General features: G+C 41.4%; 17 protein-coding genes. 5 read left to right on the top strand and 12 right to left on the bottom strand.

What is annotated here, in order from left to right:
• Nucleotides 1-30 precede the first annotated feature (30 nt).
• Nucleotides 31-561, top strand: coding sequence for a GNAT family N-acetyltransferase (locus tag H9Y05_RS02995; protein WP_163490628.1), 531 nt, complete (start codon nucleotides 31-33; stop codon nucleotides 559-561).
• Between the two features lie 33 nt (nucleotides 562-594).
• The gene (locus tag H9Y05_RS02990) at nucleotides 595-1,140 is read left to right on the top strand and encodes a GNAT family N-acetyltransferase (RefSeq protein WP_216713457.1); all 546 of its coding nucleotides are present in this window, start codon (nucleotides 595-597) and stop codon (nucleotides 1,138-1,140) included.
• Between the two features lie 25 nt (nucleotides 1,141-1,165).
• Here H9Y05_RS02990 and H9Y05_RS02985 read toward each other — a convergent pair whose 3' ends face one another.
• The 8 genes from H9Y05_RS02985 to H9Y05_RS02950 form a co-directional block, all read right to left on the bottom strand.
• On the bottom strand, nucleotides 1,166-2,032 hold the full coding sequence (locus H9Y05_RS02985; RefSeq protein WP_163490626.1) for a bifunctional metallophosphatase/5'-nucleotidase: 867 nt from the start codon (nucleotides 2,030-2,032) through the stop codon (nucleotides 1,166-1,168).
• Nucleotides 2,029-2,742 (bottom strand): 5'-nucleotidase C-terminal domain-containing protein, encoded by a 714-nt coding sequence (locus tag H9Y05_RS02980; RefSeq protein WP_216713456.1) that lies wholly within the window; start codon nucleotides 2,740-2,742, stop codon nucleotides 2,029-2,031. The genes H9Y05_RS02985 and H9Y05_RS02980 overlap by 4 nt, the downstream gene beginning before the upstream one ends.
• Nucleotides 2,743-2,758: 16 nt before the next feature.
• Entirely contained in the window at nucleotides 2,759-5,080 is a 2,322-nt protein-coding gene (locus H9Y05_RS02975; RefSeq protein WP_216713455.1) for an endonuclease, read from the bottom strand.
• A gap of 12 nt (nucleotides 5,081-5,092) precedes the next feature.
• Nucleotides 5,093-7,807: a TonB-dependent receptor gene (locus H9Y05_RS02970; protein ID WP_216713454.1), complete on the bottom strand. Its 2,715-nt coding sequence runs from the start codon at nucleotides 7,805-7,807 to the stop codon at nucleotides 5,093-5,095.
• Between the two features lie 72 nt (nucleotides 7,808-7,879).
• On the bottom strand, nucleotides 7,880-8,923 hold the full coding sequence (locus tag H9Y05_RS02965) for a T9SS type A sorting domain-containing protein (RefSeq protein WP_163490622.1): 1,044 nt from the start codon (nucleotides 8,921-8,923) through the stop codon (nucleotides 7,880-7,882).
• Nucleotides 8,924-9,220: 297 nt separating this feature from the next.
• Nucleotides 9,221-10,099, bottom strand: coding sequence for a bile acid:sodium symporter family protein (locus tag H9Y05_RS02960; protein WP_216713453.1), 879 nt, complete (start codon nucleotides 10,097-10,099; stop codon nucleotides 9,221-9,223).
• 50 nt (nucleotides 10,100-10,149) lie between these two features.
• Nucleotides 10,150-12,567 (bottom strand): TonB-dependent receptor, encoded by a 2,418-nt coding sequence (locus tag H9Y05_RS02955; protein ID WP_163490620.1) that lies wholly within the window; start codon nucleotides 12,565-12,567, stop codon nucleotides 10,150-10,152.
• 77 nt (nucleotides 12,568-12,644) lie between these two features.
• On the bottom strand, nucleotides 12,645-14,810 hold the full coding sequence (locus H9Y05_RS02950) for a T9SS type A sorting domain-containing protein (protein ID WP_216713452.1): 2,166 nt from the start codon (nucleotides 14,808-14,810) through the stop codon (nucleotides 12,645-12,647).
• A gap of 218 nt (nucleotides 14,811-15,028) precedes the next feature.
• Between H9Y05_RS02950 and H9Y05_RS02945 the strand changes: the two genes are divergently transcribed.
• The 3 genes from H9Y05_RS02945 to H9Y05_RS02935 all read left to right on the top strand — a co-directional run bounded on the left by H9Y05_RS02945 (nucleotide 15,029) and on the right by H9Y05_RS02935 (nucleotide 19,177).
• Entirely contained in the window at nucleotides 15,029-16,483 is a 1,455-nt protein-coding gene (locus H9Y05_RS02945) for an amino acid permease (RefSeq protein WP_163490618.1), read from the top strand.
• Between the two features lie 116 nt (nucleotides 16,484-16,599).
• Nucleotides 16,600-17,271, top strand: a complete 672-nt coding sequence (locus tag H9Y05_RS02940) for a response regulator transcription factor (protein WP_163490617.1) — start codon at nucleotides 16,600-16,602, stop codon at nucleotides 17,269-17,271.
• Between the two features lie 70 nt (nucleotides 17,272-17,341).
• On the top strand, nucleotides 17,342-19,177 hold the full coding sequence (locus H9Y05_RS02935) for a DUF7619 domain-containing protein (protein WP_216713451.1): 1,836 nt from the start codon (nucleotides 17,342-17,344) through the stop codon (nucleotides 19,175-19,177).
• Here H9Y05_RS02935 and hemF read toward each other — a convergent pair.
• From hemF to H9Y05_RS02915, 4 genes are all read right to left on the bottom strand, one after another.
• Nucleotides 19,163-20,077, bottom strand: a complete 915-nt coding sequence (gene hemF, locus H9Y05_RS02930) for an oxygen-dependent coproporphyrinogen oxidase (RefSeq protein WP_163490615.1) — start codon at nucleotides 20,075-20,077, stop codon at nucleotides 19,163-19,165. The genes H9Y05_RS02935 and hemF overlap by 15 nt on opposite strands.
• On the bottom strand, nucleotides 20,064-21,824 hold the full coding sequence (locus tag H9Y05_RS02925; protein WP_216713450.1) for a LysM peptidoglycan-binding domain-containing protein: 1,761 nt from the start codon (nucleotides 21,822-21,824) through the stop codon (nucleotides 20,064-20,066). The genes hemF and H9Y05_RS02925 overlap by 14 nt, the downstream gene beginning before the upstream one ends.
• A 48-nt stretch (nucleotides 21,825-21,872) precedes the next feature.
• Entirely contained in the window at nucleotides 21,873-23,405 is a 1,533-nt protein-coding gene (gene guaA / locus H9Y05_RS02920; protein WP_216713449.1) for a glutamine-hydrolyzing GMP synthase, read from the bottom strand.
• Nucleotides 23,406-23,470: 65 nt separating this feature from the next.
• A complete protein-coding gene (locus tag H9Y05_RS02915; RefSeq protein ID WP_163490612.1) occupies nucleotides 23,471-24,088 on the bottom strand; it encodes an L-threonylcarbamoyladenylate synthase in 618 nt (205 codons plus the stop codon).
• Nucleotides 24,089-24,177: the final 89 nt, after the last annotated feature.

The raw sequence follows: 24,177 nt of genomic DNA, 5'->3' as shown, positions 1-24,177 counted from the left end.
CTATTGTGAAGCAATATAACAGTCATCAAAATGGAAGAACTTGAATTAACGCAGGTGACACTGGAAGAACTCCCGTTGTTGCAGGAAATCGGCCGGGCAACATTTTCAGAAACGTTTTCATCCTACAATTCGGCAGAAAACATGGATAATTACCTCGAGGAGGGATTTTCAGTGCAAAAATTGACCGAAGAGTTGAATAACAAGCACTCCGTCTTTTATTTCGCTCGTTTGGGAGGAAGCGTGATTGGTTATCTGAAAGTGAATTTCGGTGGTGCACAAACGGAATTACAGGACAGTAATGCACTTGAAATCGAACGGATTTATGTGCTGAGGGCATACCATGGAAAACGGGTAGGGCAGGTAGTGTACGAAAAAGCGATGGAACTGGCTGAACAAAGAAACGTGGACTATGTTTGGCTGGGGGTGTGGGAAGAAAACCCGAGGGCAATTAACTTTTACCAAAAGAATGGATTTGTTGCATTTGACAAACACGTATTCAAACTCGGAAAGGATGAACAGACAGATCTCCTGATGAAGAAAGTACTGAAAACCGGTAAATAAACACATTTGAAACGCAGCCAAATACAATCACCAATGCATTTTTCGATTCAATCTCCATTAGAAAACGACACCATTCTCTTGCTTCCCCTGCAGGACACAGATTTCGATGCCTTGTACGCAACTGCCTCAGACCCGAACATCTGGGAACAGCACCCCAATAAAGACCGCTGGAAAAAAGAAGTGTTCCGTGTATTTTTTGACGGTGCCATTCAAAGTGGAGGTGCATTTAAAATTGTGGACAAAACAACCGCACAGGTCATCGGAAGTACCCGCTTTTACGATTACAACGAAGGAGAAAACAGCATCTTCATTGGTTACACCTTTTACGCGACATCGTGTTGGGGGAAAGGCATTAACCGGGGTGTAAAAACCATGATGCTGGACTACATTTTCTGGTTTGTGGAAACGGTCCATTTTCACATCGGTTCGGAAAACAAACGTTCACAGATTGCCATTGTACGGTTGGGAGCCGAAAAAGTAGGCGAACAGGAAGTTGCGTATTTCGGCGAACCGGTCAAGTTGAACTATTGCTACCGGATTACACGGGAAGGGTGGCGTATATTCAATTTGAAAGCTTAACGAACGGTTCGTTATGAAGTGATTTCTACGAAAAAAAGAAATCCAGCCTTCCCAGGTTCACACCGGCCCAGCCAACCTGATTGATCAGCACTTTTTCACCATCGAGGTTGATTTCTTCGACAGGTTTTTCCAGAAAGGTGTGTGTATGACCGCCCAGGATGAGGTGAATGTTTTTGGTAGATCGAGCCAAAATCCGATCGGATACTTTATTGGAATCGGTGTATTCAAATCCTAAGTGTGAAAGACAGATAATGAAATGGCAGCCTTTGTCTTTGAGTAGTTGTGCCTGTTCATTGGCAACAGTAATGGGATCGAGGTATTTGCTGTTTTCGTAACACAGCTTGGGAACAAGCCCTTCCATTTCAACACCCAGTCCTAAAATCCCGATTTTTAATTTTCCTTTTCGAATGATCAGATGTGGAATGGTTTCACCGTTGAGAATGGTGTCCGAGAAATCATAATTGCTGCAGATAAACGGAAATTTAGCATACCGTTTGGCATTTTTAAATCCCTCTAATCCCAGGTCAAATTCATGGTTTCCCATAGTCGATGCTTCGTAGCCCATTTCGGACATTAGTTTCATTTCCAGCACACCTTTGTACTTGTTGAAATAAGGTGTTCCCTGGAAGAGATCCCCGGAGTCCAGCAGCAATACGTGCTCTTCTTCCGACCGGATTTTCTGAATGAGTTCATGGCGCCACACCACGCCCCCGCGGTTGGGAAATTTCGCATGATTGGCGGGAAACGGATCAATGTTGGAATGCGTGTCGTTGGTATGGAGAATCGTTAATTTGATCTGTTTTTTTTCCGGTTTCTGAGAAAACAAGGAAGGGGAGAGGATCAGCCCTCCGGCAACAGCAAACGTATTTCTGACAAAATCTATTCTTTTCATTGGATGATGATACGGTTTTCAGGGTTACTGATCAACGTTCCTTGTTCTTTTGCTTCAGTGATGATGCAATCGCGGATTAACTTCCCGGTGTCAATGACTTCAATTGCTTTTTGGAAAAAGTACATTTTATCTCCTCCGTTCAACAGGTAGTCAGAAGTGATGATAATGAATTCTTTGGTAGTCGCTTCGACCCCGTTTACAGTCAATTTTCCGTTTTCAAGCCGGGCTCCGGAAATCGGTTCTCCGCCGGTCTTTTCCAAATAGGCCGCGATTTCTGGAATCACTTCGACAGGCATTCTGACCCACACGGTAAGGTTGTCAAAAGGCATGATTTTGAACAAGTCACCAATGGTTACATCCCCTTTGTTGATGGTTGTTCGTAGTCCGCCCGTATTCAGCAGACACATGATAGGAACATTTAAACGTACGTTTTTTGTCTGGTTGGTCAGCAATGCATCGGCCGCCCAGTTGTTAAGGTTCCCGCATGGCCGTTCCGGGACAAAATTTGTGTCTGCAAAAGCAATCACTTTGTTCATTTCCCATTCAACCGAATCCCGGTAGGGTTGTATTTCTGTTTCCAACACGGAATGTTCGCCCGGCGTGCCCTGAACGGGAATCAATTCATAAGATTCTTGCCTGACAGAAAGAGAAGAGCAGGCCATCAGACCTGCTCCAATCATTAAAAATAGCGAATAAACGAGTTTACTCATTTTTCAATGGATCAACTTATTTAATAATTACTTTTTGTGTTACTTCACCTTTTGGTGTCGTGATGTGAAGCAAGTAGCTTCCTGAAATCAATCCGTTTACGTTGATATCTGTTGAAACTGCGTTTACTTCTTTTCCGGTGATGATCACACGTCCTTGCAAATCAATCAGTTCATATCCTGAAATTTGTGTGTTGTTAACCAATACAGACAAGTTGTTGCTTGCAGGCACAGGGAAAATCAAAACATCATTTGATGTAATTACTTCTTTCACACTCAATGGACCACATCCTGTTCCATTGTAGTTCATTGAACCAAAGTCAATATAACATGCATAGTCAACAGAGTCAATAAATGGGTTTCTGTTCCCTTGAACGCTATAAATGTATTCATTACGTGCAATTTCGAAATTGTCCGGAAGGTCTTCAAAGTGCCATTGACGGATTACTTCAGGATCTTGTCCGTACATAATGAGGAAGCTGATTTGCTCTGGAAATGCCCAAATACCACCTCCGGTTCCATTGTATGTTGTTGCCATATACATCAAGGCACGAGCTACATCACCTTTTATTTCATCCCGTGGTTCATAAACAGTTCTTCCTTCAGCATTTGCTCCGAACTTTGAATCCAAGTATGAACTTTGAACAGATACAACCTCACCAAAAGGATAGTTACTTCTAACGGCATTTACATTAGGCATACGAACGGGGAACAAGTTGTGCTGGTCTGTATAAGCAGGGTGCTCAGGACTGTTGTATGGATTTCCTGGCATCCAGGAGTGTGCATATACGTGTTCTCTTGAAAAATTAGCATCTGTCCATGTAAATGTTCCGGAGAATACTTCTTTGTGACCGGAATACAAACATTCTACATACGTTTGACCGCCTGTTGTATCCCTCAAAGAAAAATTATTCAACATCGTTTGCAGATAATTGTAGTAGGTGATCATTGTATGTGGATTTGTCAGTGCTTTCAAATCTGCGGCAAATGTAGACTGGTCTGTAGAAATACTCGAATAATAGTTCCCTATTTCTTGTCCTCCTGAAGTGACAGAACCAATTGCTGGAGCGGTTGTCAGGTAATTTTCAATACCATTTGAGCCGTTAAATGCATAAACAGCGAAATGATAGTTTTGATTGGCAATCACTCCACGAGGAGTAAAACCCGTTGCACTACCTACATATGCCACACGTGCATTACCGATCACATCTCCTCTCTGGTAAGTTGTTCCGTCAACAGGTGCACCTGTTACAGCACTTCCGTTGTTCCAAAGTACCAGGTATTTTGTTGCTCCAGCTCCAGCATTGAATGATCCGCTTACACGGTATGCTTTATTAACAGGGAATGTCAATGCTGATGCATTGGAAGTCGGTTGTGTTGCCAATCCGTCTGTACCTGCTGCTTCGAAGTTAATCACATATGAACTTTCATCTGCATCGTCAGATGAGATGGTCAATGTTGCATTGTGTGATCCATTTGCTGTCGGTGTTACCGTCAATGTATATGCATTATTCGTTTCAGGACCTACAGTTCCCGGTACAATAGATGTAGAATAAGCTGCTGCCTGCGTTCCTGTAAATGAAGCGCCGCTAATTGCCAGATTACCTACTCCCAGGTTTTCAACTGTAATATTTGCCGTTGTCGCAGTTCCTAAATAAAATGTTGTTCCTGACAAGTATGTTGTTCCGTTTACAAGTACGTTGATCTCTCTTTGCGGAGCAACGTATGGAACGATGTCATTCAAGTCTCTCGGAATGATCTGGTAGTTCGTGTTGAACTGTCCTACTACACCTGTGATAGAAACTGTTCCTGAAGGAATATTCGTACCATCAATATTTGTTGTTCCGTTGATACGGATGTCCAATGTTGTGGAACCATCTGTTACCTGAACAGTTGAATTTCCTGAAGCAAATGAACCACTTGTCGTAAAGGTAACGTTGTTGATCACCACCAATTGCCCTTCTACTGCTTCATTCACAGCAGACAATGGAACTGTCAGCGGTTGTGGAATAACTTGTGCAGGACCGTGGTTGATGTATGTCGGATTTCCTCCGGACTGTCCTGTACCGATTTCCAGTAATCCGTTGAACTCTGTCAATGGACCTGTTACGGTAATAGAGTCATAGCGGTTGATTCCACTAACATTCCCTCCGTATGCAGCAATTCCTGCTGTCCCGTCCTGTAAATAACGAAGGGCACCTAATTCCGATCCGTTGGTAACAACTCCTGAAACAGTAACTGTCTGTCCGAGACTTGTACTTCTTGCACTTGCAATACTGATCACCTGTGAAAATGCAGATGATGCCGTAAAAATGCTGATTGCGATTAATAATTTTTTCATCGTTCCTATATATTAAAATTCGTAAGCTATTGAAGCATTAAATGTTGTCCCCATTCCAAAGAATACTCCGGCAGAAGCAGCATCAAATCCACTTCCGTTTTGGTTATTTCTGGCATCGGAAATGTAGAGTGTATTCAATACGTTGAATACGTTTCCTCTGAATGACAATGCCGATTTTTCAAACTTCAATGTGTATCCTACATGGGCAGATAACTGACCATAACTAGGTATTTTCCATGATTCTTTTCCGCCGTTCGCTCCTGTTAAGCTGAATGGATCAAAGTTGGAATAATACCGGTCAAAATAGGTGTATTTCAATTTGATGTATGCACGTTTAACAAATTCCCAGCGAATGGACCCTGCATAAACTGATTGGGCAGCATCTCCTACGTGCACACCTTTTGCATCGAATTCAAACTTTGTACCAACAACATCTACTGTTTCGGATGATTGCCAAGTCCAGTCTCCGACAGAGGCCATTCCTTCTATTGTAAGGTTTCTCAGGATATTATACGCTACATCTACTTCAACACCCATGTGTAATGCATCCATTCCGTTAACATTTGCGCGGATAAATGTTGTCGGATCGTTTGGATCCGGTACATTTACACCAAACGGGAATGGTTTGTTGTTCCACACGGTGTAATATCCGTTTGCGTTGACGGATACTTTCTTGTGACGGAATCCATACCCAGCTTCAAATGCGTAGATTTTTTCATTAACAATTTCTTCAAAGAACTTATTGGTATTGTTATCAATTACATTGCTAAACATTGGGGTTCTGTCCAGGTAACCAACATTTAGGAAAATATTAGAACGTTCCGTTACGTTGAAGTTGGCCCCTGCTTTTGCTGTAAAACCTGTTAACCACAATGTTTCAGTCTGATTGAATTTTAATTCTTTAGATGAATGGGAATAAATTTTATCATTGTATTTCACAGATGGATCTTTCGCTCCTATATAGATAATTGTATCATCTATATGTAGTTCCTTTTTCATGAAATAGTCAATTCCTTTGTAGCTGTTAGCAACAACAGATAAATTTGCGAATGCAGACCATCTTCCCTTTGTAAATTCAAGCTGTGCAAATCCACCGATCCATTGCATCAGTGCATCTCTGTGGTTGTGATAAGGTTGCCAACCGATCTTATCTCCTTCTCGCATCATTGCGGTAGGGCTGTTTTGATTCTGATTATTTACATAGTAATCCCCACCCAACAAGTTTGTAATTTCTGTATAGTGTTCACCTTTGTACCATCTGTAATCTGCACCACCTGCAAAAGTGAAGTATTGATTGATTTTCCAGTCAACTTGAGAAACCCCACCAATCCACATGTGGTTGTTAACCATTGATGCCAATATCTGAGAAGAGTTTAATTCAGTGTTGCTATATTGAGGGAGTATTGTTGGAACTTGTACTCCGAAAAGATCCATTTCTTGATTGTTTTTGATGGTTTGATCCCAGTCGATAGTCTTATCTTCTTTATATAGCATTTGAGAGTTTCTGGCACGTTCACCTCCACCCCTACCAATGGAAACATAAGCTGTATTTGTCCATGATAATTTGTCATTGACTTTCCAGAAATCCCGCAGCGTAATCTGAGGTTTGTGGTAATAATTTCTTCGTTCAGCCATAATTTTCTGCTTTCCATTCTCGTCTGTGTAGTACCCATAGTGGGGGTTGTAACGAATCCCATTGTTTCTTGCACCGACAGTATCAATCCCCAATTTGGCCGCATAATTTGCATCCCAATATGAAATAGGTTGATTGAACGAACGTTGCGCATGTTGTTGAGGTGCTCCGAAACCACTTAGGGAAATCACATGATTTTTAACTTTCTTCTGAATTTTCAGGTAGTAAAACCCTCCTTGCGTGAACAATCCGTCTACCCATCCGTTACCTTGTTTGTAAGAAGCAGACATAACAACTCCCCATCCGTTCTTTAACATCCCTGATTTATAGGATAACGATGTTCGAAAGAAATTTCCGGAACCATATTCTTGCTGAATTTTTACTTCCGGTTTACCAAATGCATTCTCAGTGATAATGTTCATGGTACCTCCTACAGAAGGCATTGCCAGTTTGGTCGCACCCAAACCTCTTTGTACCTGGATTTGTTGTGTGATGTTGTCCAGACCAAACCAGTTGGACCAGTACACCCATCCGTTTTCCATATCGTTTACAGGGACACCGTCGATCATCATACCAACGTTTCGTTGGTCAAAACCACGGATCGTGATGCGCGCATCACCGTCTCCACCTCCTTGTTGTGTTGCATGTACACCAGGCTTGGAATTCAGTACCATCGGAAGATCTTGCGAACCCAATTCCTCAGTAATTTCTTTTTTGCCCAATGTTGAAACGGCAACAGGTGTTTTCCTGTCTTGAACAAGGCTTGCTACAACGCTGACTTCTTCTAAAATTTCTTCGGATCCCAATACGAAATCTACAGTTTGGTTTTCAACACCAATGGTAACTGAAACCGTTTTTGTTTCATAGGTTGCCATTGATAGTGTAACGGTGTATTTTCCGTAAGGAACGTTTTCGATGGTATAGAACCCGTCAATATCTGTTTTTGCTTTTAATTCCGGTGAGAATTGAACCAAAGCGCCGACTGCACCTTCATTTGTTTCTACGTCTGTCACTTTCCCCTTTACAGTCGCTGTTTGTGAGAACGTAACAACACTTGTTAAAAGAAACCACGTGAAGAATACTAAATGTTTCATGGAGTTATACTGTTAGTTTTAAGAAAAAATCCCCCTTTTTGATTATTTCCAAGGGGGATTTTTTAAGCAATATTATTTTACAATGACTTTTTGAGTAGCCGAACGACCGGAATGATCGGTTACGGTTACCATATAAATGCCTGTTTTTTCTGTTAAGTCAAAAGAAACAGATGTTTGTGTGTTGTTTCTAATTGTCGTTACTTCCTGACCGAGTGAGTTGTATACTTCAATTGTAGCAACTTTGTCCAATCCGCTGATTGTAAATGCTCCTGTTGTCGGGTTTGGATACAATTTGATCTCATCCAGGTTCATTGCATCTACTCCTAATGATGCAGGGTCACATTCACATGCATGCCATCTCAATGTTGACCAGTTTCCGTCTACAACATTATTTCCCTGATTATTAAGGATAGGATTTCCGTTTTCATCCAATCTGTTTACCACCGCAGGAATAGAATCCCATTGCTCTAAAGGATTAAAGATATAGCCTACTGCAGCGGCTTCCTGAATTGTAAGACCTCTTTTTATCCCTGGCTTTCTAATTAATGAATGATCTTCAGTGACAATAATGTCATTTGCCCCTCCTGCTGTACCATCATAAGGAGAAACAGTTGACCAACCAACAGCTGTTTGCTGATTGTGTTTTCCCATGATATCATAAAGTACATTACTTGTTGAGAGTGGTGTAGAAGCATTTCCTTTGAATAAAGCTACAGCATCGTTTCCGTTCCAGTACCACGTGTTATTATTATTGTATACCGCTGAATAAAAAGCATCTGCCTTTACTTCTAGAGAATCCCAGATGGGGGCCTCTTGCCCTGTTCCAGCAGGGTTTCTTTTATCTAATACTCCTACATGCGTACTATGTGGCTGGAGAACTCCAGTTAATTGCACACAATTTTGAGCAGTGAGTGATGACAGACCTAGTCCATCACGAACACGTGCAACAAAATATTCAGAAAGATTCACTGGCTGATCCGTTGGGTTATAGATTTCCAATGCTTTGTTGTTTCCCCATCCCTCTACATATTCAGAGATAAAGATTTTTGTACAGTCCTGCGCAAAAGCCGAAGCCATTACTGCAAAACAACTTAATGATAGTATTACTTTTTTCATGATACAGAATTTAAAGTTATTACAGATAGATAAGAAATATACGAGGATTGTAAGCGTAGAAACAGCCTCCCTTTTGTAAAAAAGGCACACAGGGCATCTTGTAATATAAGATCCTGCAGGTGTTTCATGAAGAACATTATTTACTCATTTCTACGCAATCATTTTTCTGAAGTGGTTTCAGCAAACAGGTGCTTCAAGGACAACACAACAGAAATTTCACTGCAAAGCTACGGCAATTTTTTCTTCGCTACATTAATAAATTGTTAACAGTAGTTGAATGTTTTTCCACGAGAAGGGTTATTTACTGCTGTTGTTCATACGAAAACGAGTGGTCAGTAAAAAGCAGAACAACAGGGCAGTCCAGAAGGAAAACATGGCATAAACAAGGGATACTTTTCCGAAATCCGGTTTTTGTAGAAGTGTTCCGGAGACAAGGAAAGCAATGGTTGTGTTGTGTACTGCCGATTCAACAGAAACGGTAATCTGGTTGTTGAGCCCGAGTTTAAAGATACGGGAAACAATATACCCGGTTAAAAAACAAAGTACATTTAACAACAGTGCATATGGAAAAATGTCTAAGACTTCTTCTTTTGTAATTCCGTTTTCCCCATTCCCGCCAAAGAATTTTAATGTAAAAACGATCCCAAGTAATAGGGTAGAGACTGGTTTGGTATATTTTGCAATAACTTGTGCAATAGCAGGTTTCCATTGCCGGAGCATAATTCCTGAAAAGGCGGGAATTGCTGTTAACACAAAAATTTCTTTCATGGTTTCCCCTACAGGCAGGCGAAAAGCGTCAGTGGTCCCATAAAAGTGGTGCAGTGCAAAATTGACAATTAACGGGATAGAAATAAGTGTAAGTAATGAATTGACGGTTGTAAGTACAATAGACAAAGCGGTATTTCCTTTAAACAGGAATGTGATAAATCCGGAAGTTGTTCCCCCGGGACTGGCTGCGAGGATGATCAACCCCATTTTTATGTACAGCGGGAAGTCAAAAAAATAACAGATGGAGAATGCAATGAGGGGAAGGAGGAGCATTTGTGAGGTAAGTGAAATAAGAAGAGCTTTCGGTTTCGAAAACACTTCTTTTACTTCACTTAGTGTGAGCGATACTCCGATCCCGAACATGATCAGGATGAGTACCAATGCGATTAAGAAGTCTATATCAATCATCTTTTACCAAATAAGTCGTGACTGATGCAGATCAACCTGCTCAGGCGTTATTAACTGTTCTTGTCCAGTTTAAAAGTGTACTGCAGCATGATGGTACGCGGCTGTTCGATTTTCAATGGACGCAGCGAGTACGATTTATTCAGCAAATTGGCACTGATCACCGCTAATTTATGTTTTTCATTGATGTTATAGGAAATACGTGCGTCAAAAATCCATACACCATGCTGGTGCTCTTTAAAATAATCTATGTAACGGATTGTTTGAATAAACGGACCTTGTGTTGCATCTTCAAATTCCTGAATTACACCATCCATATTGATAATTTTACTGAAGTACTTAGCACTTCCTCCGATTGCCAGTTTTTTAAATAGAGTCACTTCAACATCCGCTTTCACATTGTGAAGAAAACGGTACTTTAATATCCTGCCCGAAGGATCCAGGGAAGTCGAATTGTAGCTGTATTCTTTTTGTGTCAGCATTGTATCTACAGCATATACATATTCCGGAGTCAATGTTTGAGGGAGAATATAGTTGTATCCCAGTAAAAAGACCATGTCTGCTTTTTTACCAAGGTTGGCTTTCCCTGAAAAAGAAAGGTCGATTCCCAAAACTCTGGACTTTCCTGTATTCAAAAATTTGAATCCGAATCCGTCGCTGAGCTGTGTGAAAGATGTTCCCCAGAAACCAAATAAGTATTCAATGGTATTTTTATATTCCTGCCAGAATCCTGCGATATCCAGGTATCCGTATATTCCTCCAAGCTTAATCCCTTGCTTGATCCCTACTTCTGCATTCCAGCTGCTTTCCGGTTTTAATTCAGGATTGGCAAACACACCAAAATTTCCGACTCCTGTCCGGATAAAGCGTTCTGTAATGGTCGGAAAGCGATATCCCTGTCCATAAGAAGCACGGAAGTAAGTTTCCTGTAAAATTTTCAAGCTTGCTCCGGCCCGGAAAATTGGTTTAAGTGCTGTTATAGAGTCATTCAGTTGGAAGTATTCCAAGCGCCCTCCCACAGACAGGTTTAAGACATTCATTACCTTTTTTTCAAGTTGCGTATACGCTGAGAGGTTTAATAATCTATTGTTAGGGGAACCTGAACCGACATACATGTTGGCATAAGAATCGGTATGTTTTCCTGTTATTCCTGCGATAAAATCAACTCCCCGAAGGCTTGCAATCGTTTTCTGAAACATATAGTCTGCGTACAGCGTCGTTGCCCGGTTGGATTGATTGGCTGTCATCTTATTATCTGCATGAAGAATCCGCGTTCGCAAATGATGTTTTCCTTCGGTAGCAGTAATGAAGTTGATAAACGGATCGACATTAAAAATAAATTGTTCCTGTAAAAAAACAGCTCCCGGGTATCCCTGGTAAAGCCCGGAACTATCATTCAGCCAGGCAAAAACCAATGGTGATTCAGAAATCATGAAGTTTCCGTTTATTCCATAGTTCAGACCCCTTAATTTTCTGCTTCTGTGTCGAATGTTAAAATTGACCCGTGCTCTTTTAGAAGTCATTTGCTTTTCTGTGAATTTAGACAGGGTGTCCGGAGAAAATGCTTCAACAAGAGAATCTTGTACCGGCGCTCCCATATATCCGTGGTCATAATTCACATTCGCTCCGAGAACAATGTCCCAATTTCCTGCAATTCGCGAGTGCAATACGTTTGCTCCTGAAATCAACGGTGCTTGTTTCCACCATCTTGCTCCTTCAATATTGGGCTCGGAGTAAAACCCACTGTATAGATTCACTTTTGTGAGGGGTTCGGATTTCGGATATGCGGTACGGATGTGGATGGCTCCTGATAATGCGGAACTTCCGGATAAAACGGAAGAAGCTCCTTTAATCACCTCAATCTGATGAATGTTTTCTACCGGGATGAACCCCCATTCAGGTCGCCCGGCATCTCCGGATAGCATCGGCATATCATCTACAATAACAGCGACTTTTGATCCGACGCCGAATGTGAATCCGCTTCCTCCCCGAATTTGAGGTTCACCGTCCAAAATGTTAAGTCCCGGGGTTTGATCCAATGCCGATTCAATGCTTCGGGTATTTTTGTTTTCAATCAGTTCCGGACGGATGATTTCCAGTGAAACGGTTTGTTCTTCTAACGGACGGTCAAATTTTCCGACTTTGATTTCTACTCCTTCTATTTTTGTATGAATCGGATCCATTTGGAAATCGACTCTTTTCAAATCCCCTGCGGCAAGCTCAACGCTGATTGTATCTGTTGTCATACCCGTGTACCGGAAAATTAGCAAGGCTTTTCCCAATGGAACTTCTAACAGGTAATTTCCGTTCTCGTCAGTATTGGCACCAATGGTTACATCCTGTCGGTAAATTACGGATGCTCCGAATATCGGTTCGTTATCCTGATCGGTAATTTTCCCTACAATTTTTGCAGTTTGGGCAAATAAAGAATTAGCTACTATTCCAAATACAAGTACTATCAGAGGCTTCATAATGGTATTTTTAAATCAAAAAAGCCCCTCATTTCTTATCTCGAAATAAGGGACTTTGCAAAAGTATAAAATTTATTCTATTGTTTTACCACACGCACTGTTTGTGTGTTCTCTCCTTGTTGTAAGCGGAGTAAATACACACCATTCTGCATATGTGTCATATCAATTGTATTGGAATGCGAAGAAATTTCACCGCTCTCAATTACCTGACCTGAAATTGAAATAACTGTATAGAAAGCAGAAGATTGAATGTTGTCAACTTTTAACAACCCGTTTGTAGGGTTCGGGAATACTGAAACAGGTTCAATTGCTTCCGTTTCTTCAATGCTCAGACATGCATCAATTGAAATGATGTCAGTCGCTGAGTTAGAACATGAAGTCGATGTGTTTGTATATGTGTATGTAATGACAGTAACCGTTCCGGCCTGGAAAGCTGCAGGGTTAAAGATATTTGCTCCAACTCCTGTTCCTGAATACGTTCCTCCGGCAGGAGATCCTCCTGAAAGACTGAATGCAGGTGAACCTGTACAAATTGTATCATCCGCTAATGTAAAGGATACGACCGGTAAGTCGTTAATCGTTACATCAAATGAATGAGATGCAGCCGGACATGCTCCTACTGCAGCAATGTCATTTGTTACTGTATACGTTCCCGGAGTACTTTCAGAAATGTCAATTGTTCCTGTATTGCTGTTGATGTTTAATCCAATAGTAGATGAGAATACACCAGCATTTGCTCCTGCTACATAAATCGGTGAAGCATCATTTGCATTCAGACAGAAAGCAGCATTAGAGTAGCTGAATGTTGCATCTGGTGTGTCTGTCAATGTAATATTTACAGTTACAGTATCCGGACATCCGCCACCTCTTACGTACGAAACTGCATATGTCCCCGGAGTACTTCCGTCTACATCAATTTCACCTGTAGAAGCATTAACAAATGTTAACCCTGTCGGTTCTGCACTAAATGTCCCTCCCGCTTCTGTCACCGATGGTGTTTGGTCACCCCCTAAGATACAGATTGTATTTGTCGGGTAACTGAAACTTGCATCGGCTCCCTGGAAAATTGTAACCGTATTTGTGGCAGTAGAAGAACATGCTCCGGATGTTGTATGTGTAACCGTGTACGTTCCTGCTGTACTTGCCGCCAGGTTAATTTCACCTGTAGCTGTATTGGCAAACGTTAATCCTGCCGGAGAGGATGAGAACGTCCCGGTTCCGGATGTTGTCGGTACAGGATTGTCGAGATTTGAACAATAAGTGGCCTGATCGTAATTAAATGCCGGATTAGGAATCGCATTAACAGCAACGTGATTTGTTTTCGTTACAGTTTTACTCCCCCATTGGTTGGAAACAGTTAACGTTACATTATAAGTTCCTGGTGTATTGTATGTTACTGTAGGGTTTGCAACGTTGCTGGTTGCAGGTGTTCCACCCGGAAATGACCATGCATAAGTTGGGTTTGTAAGCGTTGTTGTGTTGGTGTATGTTATGGTAGAACCCGTACAAACAGTTGTAGCAGAAGTGTTAAAGTTGGCAGGGTTATAAATCAGTTCAACATCATCGATCCACAATTGATCATTTGAAGCACCACCACCAGGTGTCTGGTTTGTAGTGAAGGTTACCAACAGGTAATTAACGCTTGTAGCAGGCCCTGTATAGTTGAAAGGAACAGATTTTCGAACCCATTGACCTCCTGTATTCGGAAAGTTGACAATAGCAGAAGCAACGACATGACTTGTTGAAGCAGCATCTTCCGGGTCGCGGTATTCATAATTGTCGTGAATCGTTGCTTTCATACGCGCATTCTGATTGTGCCCGTTTGGTGTGAATTTTACCCAGAAAACGATGGAGTCCGGAATGTGTGGCATTGCTTCAGAGAACGTAGTGTTTCCGATGATTGATTTATTATAGTTACTTGCATCTGAAGGACTGGAGGATCCCATGTTAATTCGACCCAATGTAACGTTTCCGTTTGCAACAACACCCAGTACACTTCTGGACCATATTCTTGCACTTTTAGATCCTGCAGACCCGGGACGAACGTCTGTTGTTTCTTCAATCTGGTTAGCAGCGAAAGTTGCCAACCCCCCACTTGCAGTTAAAAAGCTATTCCAGTTTACAGGCTCCGACCCTCCGGATACTGATTCCCAGTTTTCAAACCCTGAATTACCAATTTGTGTTTGTGCATTTACGGCAATACTTGTTGTAATTGCCATTGCCATAGTAATTATTTTCTTCATAAAACAATTTTATTTGTTGGGTCAAAAGTAAGAAACTTTGGGAATATCAAAACTAAATTTAACAAATATCCCTTCCCGATTTAAAAAATAACAGACTGAATATCAAAATATTTAAATGGAATTTTTGCAAAACTAATTGACTGTTTTATTGATTTTCCTATATTTTTAATTAGATTTGGCATTCTTGAATAAACTCTTACTTAGTATAAAACTGTTATATGGCAAACTCTTGGGGGAAAAGGAAATCAATCGCTAGTTTACAACGTGAAGCATCTAGTTCGAATGGTTTGAAGCGTTCATTAAGTTCTACATCACTTGTTGCGCTTGGAATTGGCGCAATTATCGGCGCAGGATTGTTTTCTTTAACCGGTATTGCAGCGGCTGAACATGCCGGTCCGGCAGTGACGATATCATTTGTGCTTGCAGCGTTGGGGTGCGCATTTGCAGGTTTGTGCTACGCAGAATTTGCTTCGATGATTCCGGTTGCGGGAAGTGCTTACACTTATTCCTATGCAACTATGGGGGAGTTTATGGCGTGGATTATCGGTTGGGATTTGATCCTCGAATATGCGTTGGGTGCAGCGACGGTTGGTGTCAGCTGGTCGCATTATCTGCTGGAACTGCTTCATACGATGAATATTCACATTCCCGAAAGTCTGGTAAAAGGCCCGTTTGAAGGAGGAATCATTAATCTTCCTGCCATTTTTATTGTCAGTTTACTTTCTTTGGTGCTGATTCGCGGAACCAGGGAATCGGCGATGATTAACAATATTTTAGTGGTGCTTAAAGTTGCGGTTGTATTGTTGTTTATCGTACTGGGGTGGAGTTATATCAATCCGGATTACCATACACCATACATTCCTGAAAATACAGGAGTAAAAGGAGTTTTCGGATGGAGTGGAATCGCTGCCGGAGCAGCAACGGTATTCTTCGCTTTTATTGGTTTTGATGCTGTTTCAACTGCTGCTCAGGAAGCTAAAAATCCCCAAAGAGGGATGCCGATCGGAATCATCGGGTCATTATTGATCTGTACGATTTTATACGTTTTATTTTCACATGTTATGACAGGACTGGTTCCTTTTGAAGTGTTCAAAGGAGATGCAAAACCGGCAGCGACGGCTTTCGCGCAAACACCTTATACCTTTTTACAAACGGGGTTAATCATTGCGATATTGGCTGGTTATACATCTGTGATTCTTGTGATGTTGCTGGGACAAAGCCGTGTCTTTTTTTCCATGAGTAAGGACGGTTTATTGCCTTCTTTCTTCAGTCATTTACATCCTAAGTTTGCAACGCCGTGGAAAACAAACGTATTCTTTATGATCTTTGTCAGCCTGTTCGCAGGTTTTGTTCCTGTTTCTGATCTGGGACACATGGTAAGTATCGGTACGTTATTGGCCTTTTCATTGGTTTGTATCGGCGTTCTTGTTCTCCGTAAGAAAATGCCGGATGCACCTCGTTCGTTCAAGACACCGTTGGTTCCATATATTCCGATCGCCGGAGTACTGGTGTGCGGATATCTGATGTATGCTTTGCCGTTGGAAAGCTGGATTCGATTAATCATCTGGATGGCACTGGGTGTTGTTGTTTATTTTGCTTATGGTCAGAAAAACAGCAAATTGGCCACAGGTGAAGAACAACCGGAAGATGATCCTGCGCCGAAAGAAGATTAAATGATTTACATTTGATTGTTCATTTTTTTTCACGTTTTCTTTTCAATAAAGTTTCATTTTTTACGAGGTAATTTAATTAGATTTTATACTTTTGTTATCTAAAATGATTCTAAATTATGAAGGTTGTCATCGCCGATGGTAATAACTTGATGAGAATCGGTTTGCGCACGATTCTCAATACTTTACAACCCGTTAAGGTGGTTGGTGAGGCAAAATCTTCGGAAGAATTACTGGAATGTCTGAAAAGTTTTACTACGGATGTCGTATTGATTGACTATACTTCCGATAACTTCGAAATAGACGTCATTCCTAAAGCACTTCAAAAATCTCCAAACGTTCGTTTTCTTGCAATTACACCTGAACAAAGCGCGCAAACACTTGTCAATGCATTGCGTTCAGGGGTACAAAGCTATGTGAAGAAAGATTGTGACCTGGGAGAAATTCTGGATGCGGTGCAGGAAACAGCGAAAGGCAAAAAATTCTTTTGTGGTCAGATTTTGGAAACCATTCAACGTGCTTCCATTGATGTAAACGATATTGATTTTGATTCATTTACCTGCGAGCCGATTTCCTTGTCAGAGCGGGAAGTACAGATCATCAAAATGATTGCCGAAGGTTTGACGAATGCACAAATCGCCGAAGAACTGTTTTTGAGCAATCACACCATCAATACACATCGAAAAAACATCCTTTCAAAATTAGGGGTAAAAAATACGGCAGGTATTGTCATGTATGCAGTTAAGACACATTTGGTTTCCCCGAATAAATTCTTGTTTGCCGGGGAGTAACACCTGGTTAAGGCAACCGCGTTTGCTTTCTTTCGTTTTCACAGTAATACTAACAACTAAAATTTTTACTATGAAAGCAATTATCATTTTTGCGGCTATTTTCTGCCTTTATTTTCAATCGTTAGGACAATCTCAACAGCAAGGAGATATCACCGTTCACTACTTCGGGACACTCATAAATCACGACGATCAGCATTGTTATTCGGATGTGATGGTAGAAATGAATGTCTACATCAATAATTCATTCGTAAATGACACGCTTAAACTGATCGATGAGCAAGGGCAACTGATCAACCAGTTTATAAATATCTATGGAGACCCCTATTGGAATGCATATACTACCCAACAGTCATCAAGTGAACCAGACGATATGGTTTTTAATAACCATACGAATGTGCCGGTCTATCATGGGATTCACAAAATTATTTCAGACGACGATACGCTTTACCTGTATTCAGTAATGATGAGTGATGTCTTTGTACCGAATCCATGCAATTACAACACAATATCGGGAAGAATGTATGTTGACAACGACAATGATTGCGCGTATTCACAGGGAGATGAAAGTATTGTAGGTCTACTGCCTTCTGTAAGTGCAAATTATATATATCCACCTTTGTCAGGAGGAAATAGCGGAGGAAATAATAATGGCATGTACCAACGGACAATTCAGGAAAGTTGGCTAATTGATTATACGGTAAGTATCCCTTCCGTCTACCAGTTTGCATTTCTTCCGGGTTCATGTTTCCAGTCAAGTTATACATTTACCTCACTACCTCAGGGAAATGTTGATTTCCCGCTTCAATGTAGTGATTTGGATACAAGAGTGTATTCATACTGGACAAATGCCCGCCCGGCAATTCCGTTTTTCCTGTATCCGCGGGTGTACAATATTGGGTGTACACCTGTTTCAGGAACATTAAAACTCAAACTGGATCCGAATGTAGTGTATGATCCGTCTAATAGCAGCAACCCGGCAGATCTTGTGAGTGGAGATACACTGATCTGGAATTATGTGAATTTGAATAACCTGGCAAATAATAACAATCAGGGATATTTTAACCTATTCCTCGGAGGAATTGAATTGACTCCGACATTGGCTGTGAACATTGGCGATTTACTGACATTTGAACTGATGACCGAAGTACACCCCGATGATGTTGATCCGTCTAATAATTCCTATACATTCAGTGTCCCGATTGTCAATTCATACGATCCCAATATCAAAGAAGTGTCGCCGAAAGGAGAAGGGACAGAAGGGTTTATTCCTCCGACGACCGAAAAATTGACGTATACCATCCATTTTCAAAATACAGGGACCGCGGAAGCAATTCATATCAGTGTAATCGATACGTTGGAGGAAAATCTGCTGCCGCGTACACTCAGAATTCTTGAAACAAGTCACCAAATGATCCCTGAATGGCTGAATGAGAACACGATCCGGTTCCGTTTTCCACATATTAACCTTCCGGATAGTGCTTCCAATGAACCGGAAAGCCACGGATTTGTTCGCTTCGAAATCGCGATGGAGCAGGATTTAGATCCCGGAACGGAGATTAAAAATAAAGTAGAAATTTATTTTGATACCAACGAACCGATTGTAACCAACGTTGCGCTGAACACCATTGAATTCCCATCGGGATTAACGCTGGAAAACCTGGAATTGTCCGGCCTGAAAGTATATCCGAACCCGACAGACGGAGTGGTATACTTTGAATTGAAAACAAGTGTGGATGCAGAGTTGTTGATTACGGATATAACAGGGAAAATGATCTATCAGCAACGGCATGACGCTACTTCAATCGTACAGGTGAATACAGAAAAAATGATGCAGGGAATTTACGTGTATGAATTACGTGATCTGACGAACGGAGGAACAAGTACAGGTAAATTAATGATCCGTTAAGGGAACCCAGTCAACCCCTTTTTTCAACAACGATTGTGTTTGTTCTTCGATGCTTCCTGCAGGAATAGGTTTCATATATTCCCAGGAAGCATCTTTCGGAAGACTCATTAAGATCGATTCTGTTCGGCCTCCGCTGTGCAACCCGAATTTGGTTCCGCGGTCGTGAAGCAAATTAAATTCAACGTAGCGCCCTCTCCGGATGTTTCGCCATTGAATGTGTTCCGGAAGAATGGCTTTATCTTTCCCCAGGTTTACCTGGTATTCATACAAGCGTGGGAATGCCTCTCCCAGGTCAACTGCAAAGTCAAGTAATTGTTGTTTGCTCAATCCGCAGGTTTCATCCAGGTGATCGTAGAAAATACCGCCTATTCCCCTGGTTTCATTACGGTGTGGTTGGAAGAAATAGTCATCTGCCCAGTTTTTGAAACGTGGATAAAAGTCAGAATTGTATTTGTCACAAATCGTTTTTAATTCCGTGTGAAAGGCTGTTGCCTGTTCAGGAATCACATAATGAGGTGTTAGATCAATTCCTCCCCCGAACCAATATTTCTTTCCGTTGTCGTATTCAAAATACCGAACATTCATATGAATGATCGGAACATGCGGACTTTTCGGATGAATGACAATGGAAACGCCGGTGGCATAAAATTCGGAACCGTCTACCAGCAAAGCATTTTTCATTTGTTCGGAAACGGGACCATAGACAGCTGAAAAAGCCACACCTCCCTTTTCAATCACAGCACCCTCTGTGAGTGTGTTTGTCCTTCCGCCGCCTCCGGCTTCACGCGTCCAGTTGTCAGAAACAAATTGCGCTGTCCCGTCCACGTGTTCCAGGTACCGGCAGATATATTTCTGAAGCGCTTTAAAACGTTCAGAAATTTGTTCCTTATTCAAGGCCATTACTGATGTTTTTTAATTCGTATTCGCTGTGTGTCAGGATTTCTGTATGTTGGTTCTCAAACCCGTGATTCGGACCAATCTGGATGGATTCAAAATCGTTCATGATCAATTGTCCTGCTTTTTTATCCAATAAAAGTTCCGAACAGAAGTTGTACATGACATCAAAGCCCTGAATCGCTACTTTTGTAAAATCAGACTGGTACAGGGAACGGTATTTTCGATGGTAAATCTTGGTTCGTTCGTAGTTATAATTCAGATCCATGGAAGTCGGAACCGTGATGCGATATTTGTTACGATAAAATGCATTGATTCCATCCATATCCAACCAGGCGTCTGTTCCGAATACATAAGACGAACTTCCGAACTTGTGAGCATACCGGCTCAATTCATTCATGAAGCTGGTTGCTGATTTAACATCATTCGTCGGGAAAACAAGTGCTGTTCTTCCCGAATTAGAGAGGTACCCGGAGAAATTACCCGGTGATGTTTCAATTAATTTTGTTGCGCCTGCGCCTGCCAAACGGTTGTACTCTGATCGGAATGCCTGGTACAATACAGAATCTTGCGGAGTGGTCGGTTTGATCAACACAATTTTACTTCCTTTGAACTGCTGTGCCATAAATTTTGCCAACCCCTTCATCAGGGTAATGTCACTACCCATCGTTGTATATACGTACGGGTTGTTCTGTAAAATCTTCGTATCAACGTTGACCGGACAAACCATGCGTACTTTGTGTTCCAGGCACCAATCCGCTACCAGTGGCGCATTGGATTTATTGAGCGGCCCGATGATGAGATCCATCGATGCCAGTTCAGGTTTTGCCAGGATTGATCGGATCTTTTCAGGACTGTTTTCCGTGTCGTATACATATACTTTAGCGTTTAATCCTGCTTTTTCTAAACTGTCAATTGCCATTTGGGCTCCCATCAGAAACTCAGCGGCCATATTCGAGATCGCTTCTGAATAACCGGCTCCTTTATTCAACATGAAAGGAAGCATGATCGCTACATGATATTCATCTTTTTTCTTGAAAATTAATGAATTATCTACCTTTTTTCCGGTTTCTTTGTCGGGAACTTCACGCACATCAACTTTTGCAATGCGTTCTTTTTTCAACGGTATTTTTAATACCTCACCCGGTTTGATATTGTTGTTTTTCTTGTTGTTGAATGCGATAATTTTTTCGGATGGAACCAGGTATCTTCTCGAAATACTGTACAATGTCTCTCCCTGTGCAACGGTATGCTCTACAATTGAGTCATTGAACGTTATTTTCACAGGATTTGCTGCTGGTTCTTTCGCTTGCTCTGCTGCTGCCGGCTCGGCTTTTTCACCGGTAACATACGTTGAATTGAAAATTTTGAGCTGCTGCCCTTCCTTGATTCCCTGATCACTTCCCGGATTCCACCGGGTCAAATCCTTTACATTCACATCATACTTTCTGGAAATTGAATACAAGGTTTCTCCGGTCGCAACCGTATGCGTTTTTTCCTGCGTAACCACAGGAACGGGAATGTAAACAATTTGTCCTTCCTGTAATCCGTTTTCAACGCCCGGGTTACCCGCAACAATCTTCTCTACGGGTACATCGTATAATTTGTGCAATCCCCATAAGGTATTTCCTTTTTGAATAACATGCACATATACGCGTTGTCCGTTTCTGGACTCAATCTTTACATCTTCCAGTTGACCAAACGATACAAAGCTGAAAACAATAAGTAAAGCAGTAAAAAGAAAGTGTCTCATGCTAACGGTTTTTTTGATATATCGGTTTACAATCTATGTGCCAAAACATTATTCCCACTCAATTGTTGCAGGTGGTTTAGAACTAATATCATAGGTCACGCGATTGATTCCTTTCACCTGGTTGATGATTTTATTGGAAACTTTCGCCAGGAAATCATACGGTAAATGCACCCAATCTGCCGTCATCCCGTCAGTGGAAGAAACAGCACGTAATGCAACAGCATTTTCATATGTCCGTTCGTCTCCCATTACTCCAACAGATTGTACCGGAAGGAAAATGGCACCTGCCTGCCAAACATCACCGTATAAGCGGTCTTCTTTGAGGCTGGAAATAAAAATGTGATCCACTTCCTGGATAATACGCACTTTTTCCGCCGTTACTTCCCCCAGAATTCTGATTCCTAATCCCGGACCAGGGAAAGGGTGTCGTTGTAAGATCGCATCGTCAATATCCAATGATTTACCGACTCTTCTCACTTCGTCTTTGAATAACAGTCGGAGCGGTTCTACAACCTGTAATTTCATATAATCAGGAAGTCCGCCGACATTGTGATGCGATTTAATTGTTTGAGAAGGTCCGCCATTTACAGAAACAGATTCAATCACATCCGGGTATATTGTTCCCTGACCCAACCATTTTGCTCCTTCAACCAATTTCGCTTCTTCGTCGAAGACGTCAATAAAGGTTTTACCGATTGCTTTTCGCTTCAATTCAGGATCAGACAGTCCTTTTAACGCAGTATAAAATTTTTCGGAAGCGTTTACTCCCTTTACATTCAACCCCATGTGTTTATAGGAGTCCAGTACATCCTGGAATTCATTCTTGCGCAACAGTCCATTGTCAACAAAAATACAATACAGGTTTTCTCCGATGGCTTTGTGCAACAATACAGCTGCAACAGAAGAATCGACTCCTCCGGATAATGCAAGAATGACTTTGTCGTTGCCTAATTTTTCTTTTAGTTCAGCAACGGTAGATTCCACAAATGAATGCGGTGTCCACGATTGTTTACACTGACAGATTTCAACAACGAAGTTCTTAATCAGAATAGCTCCTTCCAGCGAATGATATACTTCCGGGTGGAACTGAATTCCATAGGTTTGTTCTCCCTGGATCTCATATCCTGCAATTTCAACGTCAGTTGTGCTGGCGATAATGGTATAATTGGACGGAACTTTCTTGATGGTGTCTCCATGCGACATCCACACCTGGGAACCAACGCTCATTCCTTTTGTCAATTTGTTGTTCTGACTGACAGAAGAAAGATTGGCTCTTCCATACTCCCGGATCGTTGATGCAAGTACTTCCCCTCCATACTTACTGGAGAGGTATTGTGCTCCGAAACAAACACCCAACAACGGTAGCTTCCCTTTTATTTGTGTTAAATCAGGAGTGGGGGAGTTTTCATCGCGTACAGAAAACGGACTTCCTGAAAGAATCACGCCTTTGATATTCGGAGTGAGTTCAGGAATCTTGTTCCACGGATGAATTTCACAATAAACATTCAGTTCTCTGATTCTTCTTGCTATAAGCTGTGTATACTGAGAACCGAAATCCAGTATTAATATCATTTCTTGCATGGCACAAAAATAGAAATAAGGTCAGCAAGTAACAAAGTTTTCTCCGTTTTTATGTATGTAAAAAGTTATAATTCCAGTATTCCTATTCCCTGGCGGATAATCTGCGGTGCCTCATCGGTACAATCAACAATTGTTGATGCGTCCAGGTTGCCATATCCACCGTCAATGATATAGTCCACTTTATCTTCATAGCGTTCATAAATTGCGTATGGATCGGCAAAATAATCCTGTATTGTATCTTCGTCGTTGTGCAGAGAGGTAACAGCGACCGGATTTCCCAGCTTTTCAACTATTTCGATGATAATCCGGTTGTCCGGAATACGAATCCCTATTTCTTTCCTGTTACTGTCAAACAACTTCGGAACCTCATTGGTTGCCTGAAGAATAAACGTAAAAGGTCCGGGAAGATGCTGTTTGAGCAATTTGAAAACCGGCCTGGAAATGTGTTTCACATAATTGGAAATATCACTGAAGTCTTTACAGATGATTGAAAAATTAGACTTTGATAACTTGACATCCTTCAGTTTTGCCAATTCCTGTAGCCCTTTTTTGCTGTACAAGTCGCATCCCATGGCATACACCGTATCCGTAGGAAAAATGATGACACCTCCTTTCTTTAAACTTTCGGTAATCTGGTTGATGATCCGGTCGTCTATGTTGTGCGGATTTACTTCAATAAGCATATTCTGATTGTTTGACAGGATACACCTGCATCCTTCGTTTCAACCACTAAATATATTAAAAAAATCCCGCTTTGCCGTTAAGAATGTAT

It is taken from the genome of Taishania pollutisoli (genome assembly GCF_014518315.1).
GTDB classification, from domain to species: Bacteria; Bacteroidota; Bacteroidia; order Flavobacteriales_D; family Crocinitomicaceae; genus Taishania; species Taishania pollutisoli.
Note: the sequence above shows the minus strand (reverse complement) of the source record. Positions and strands in the feature narration are given on the sequence as shown.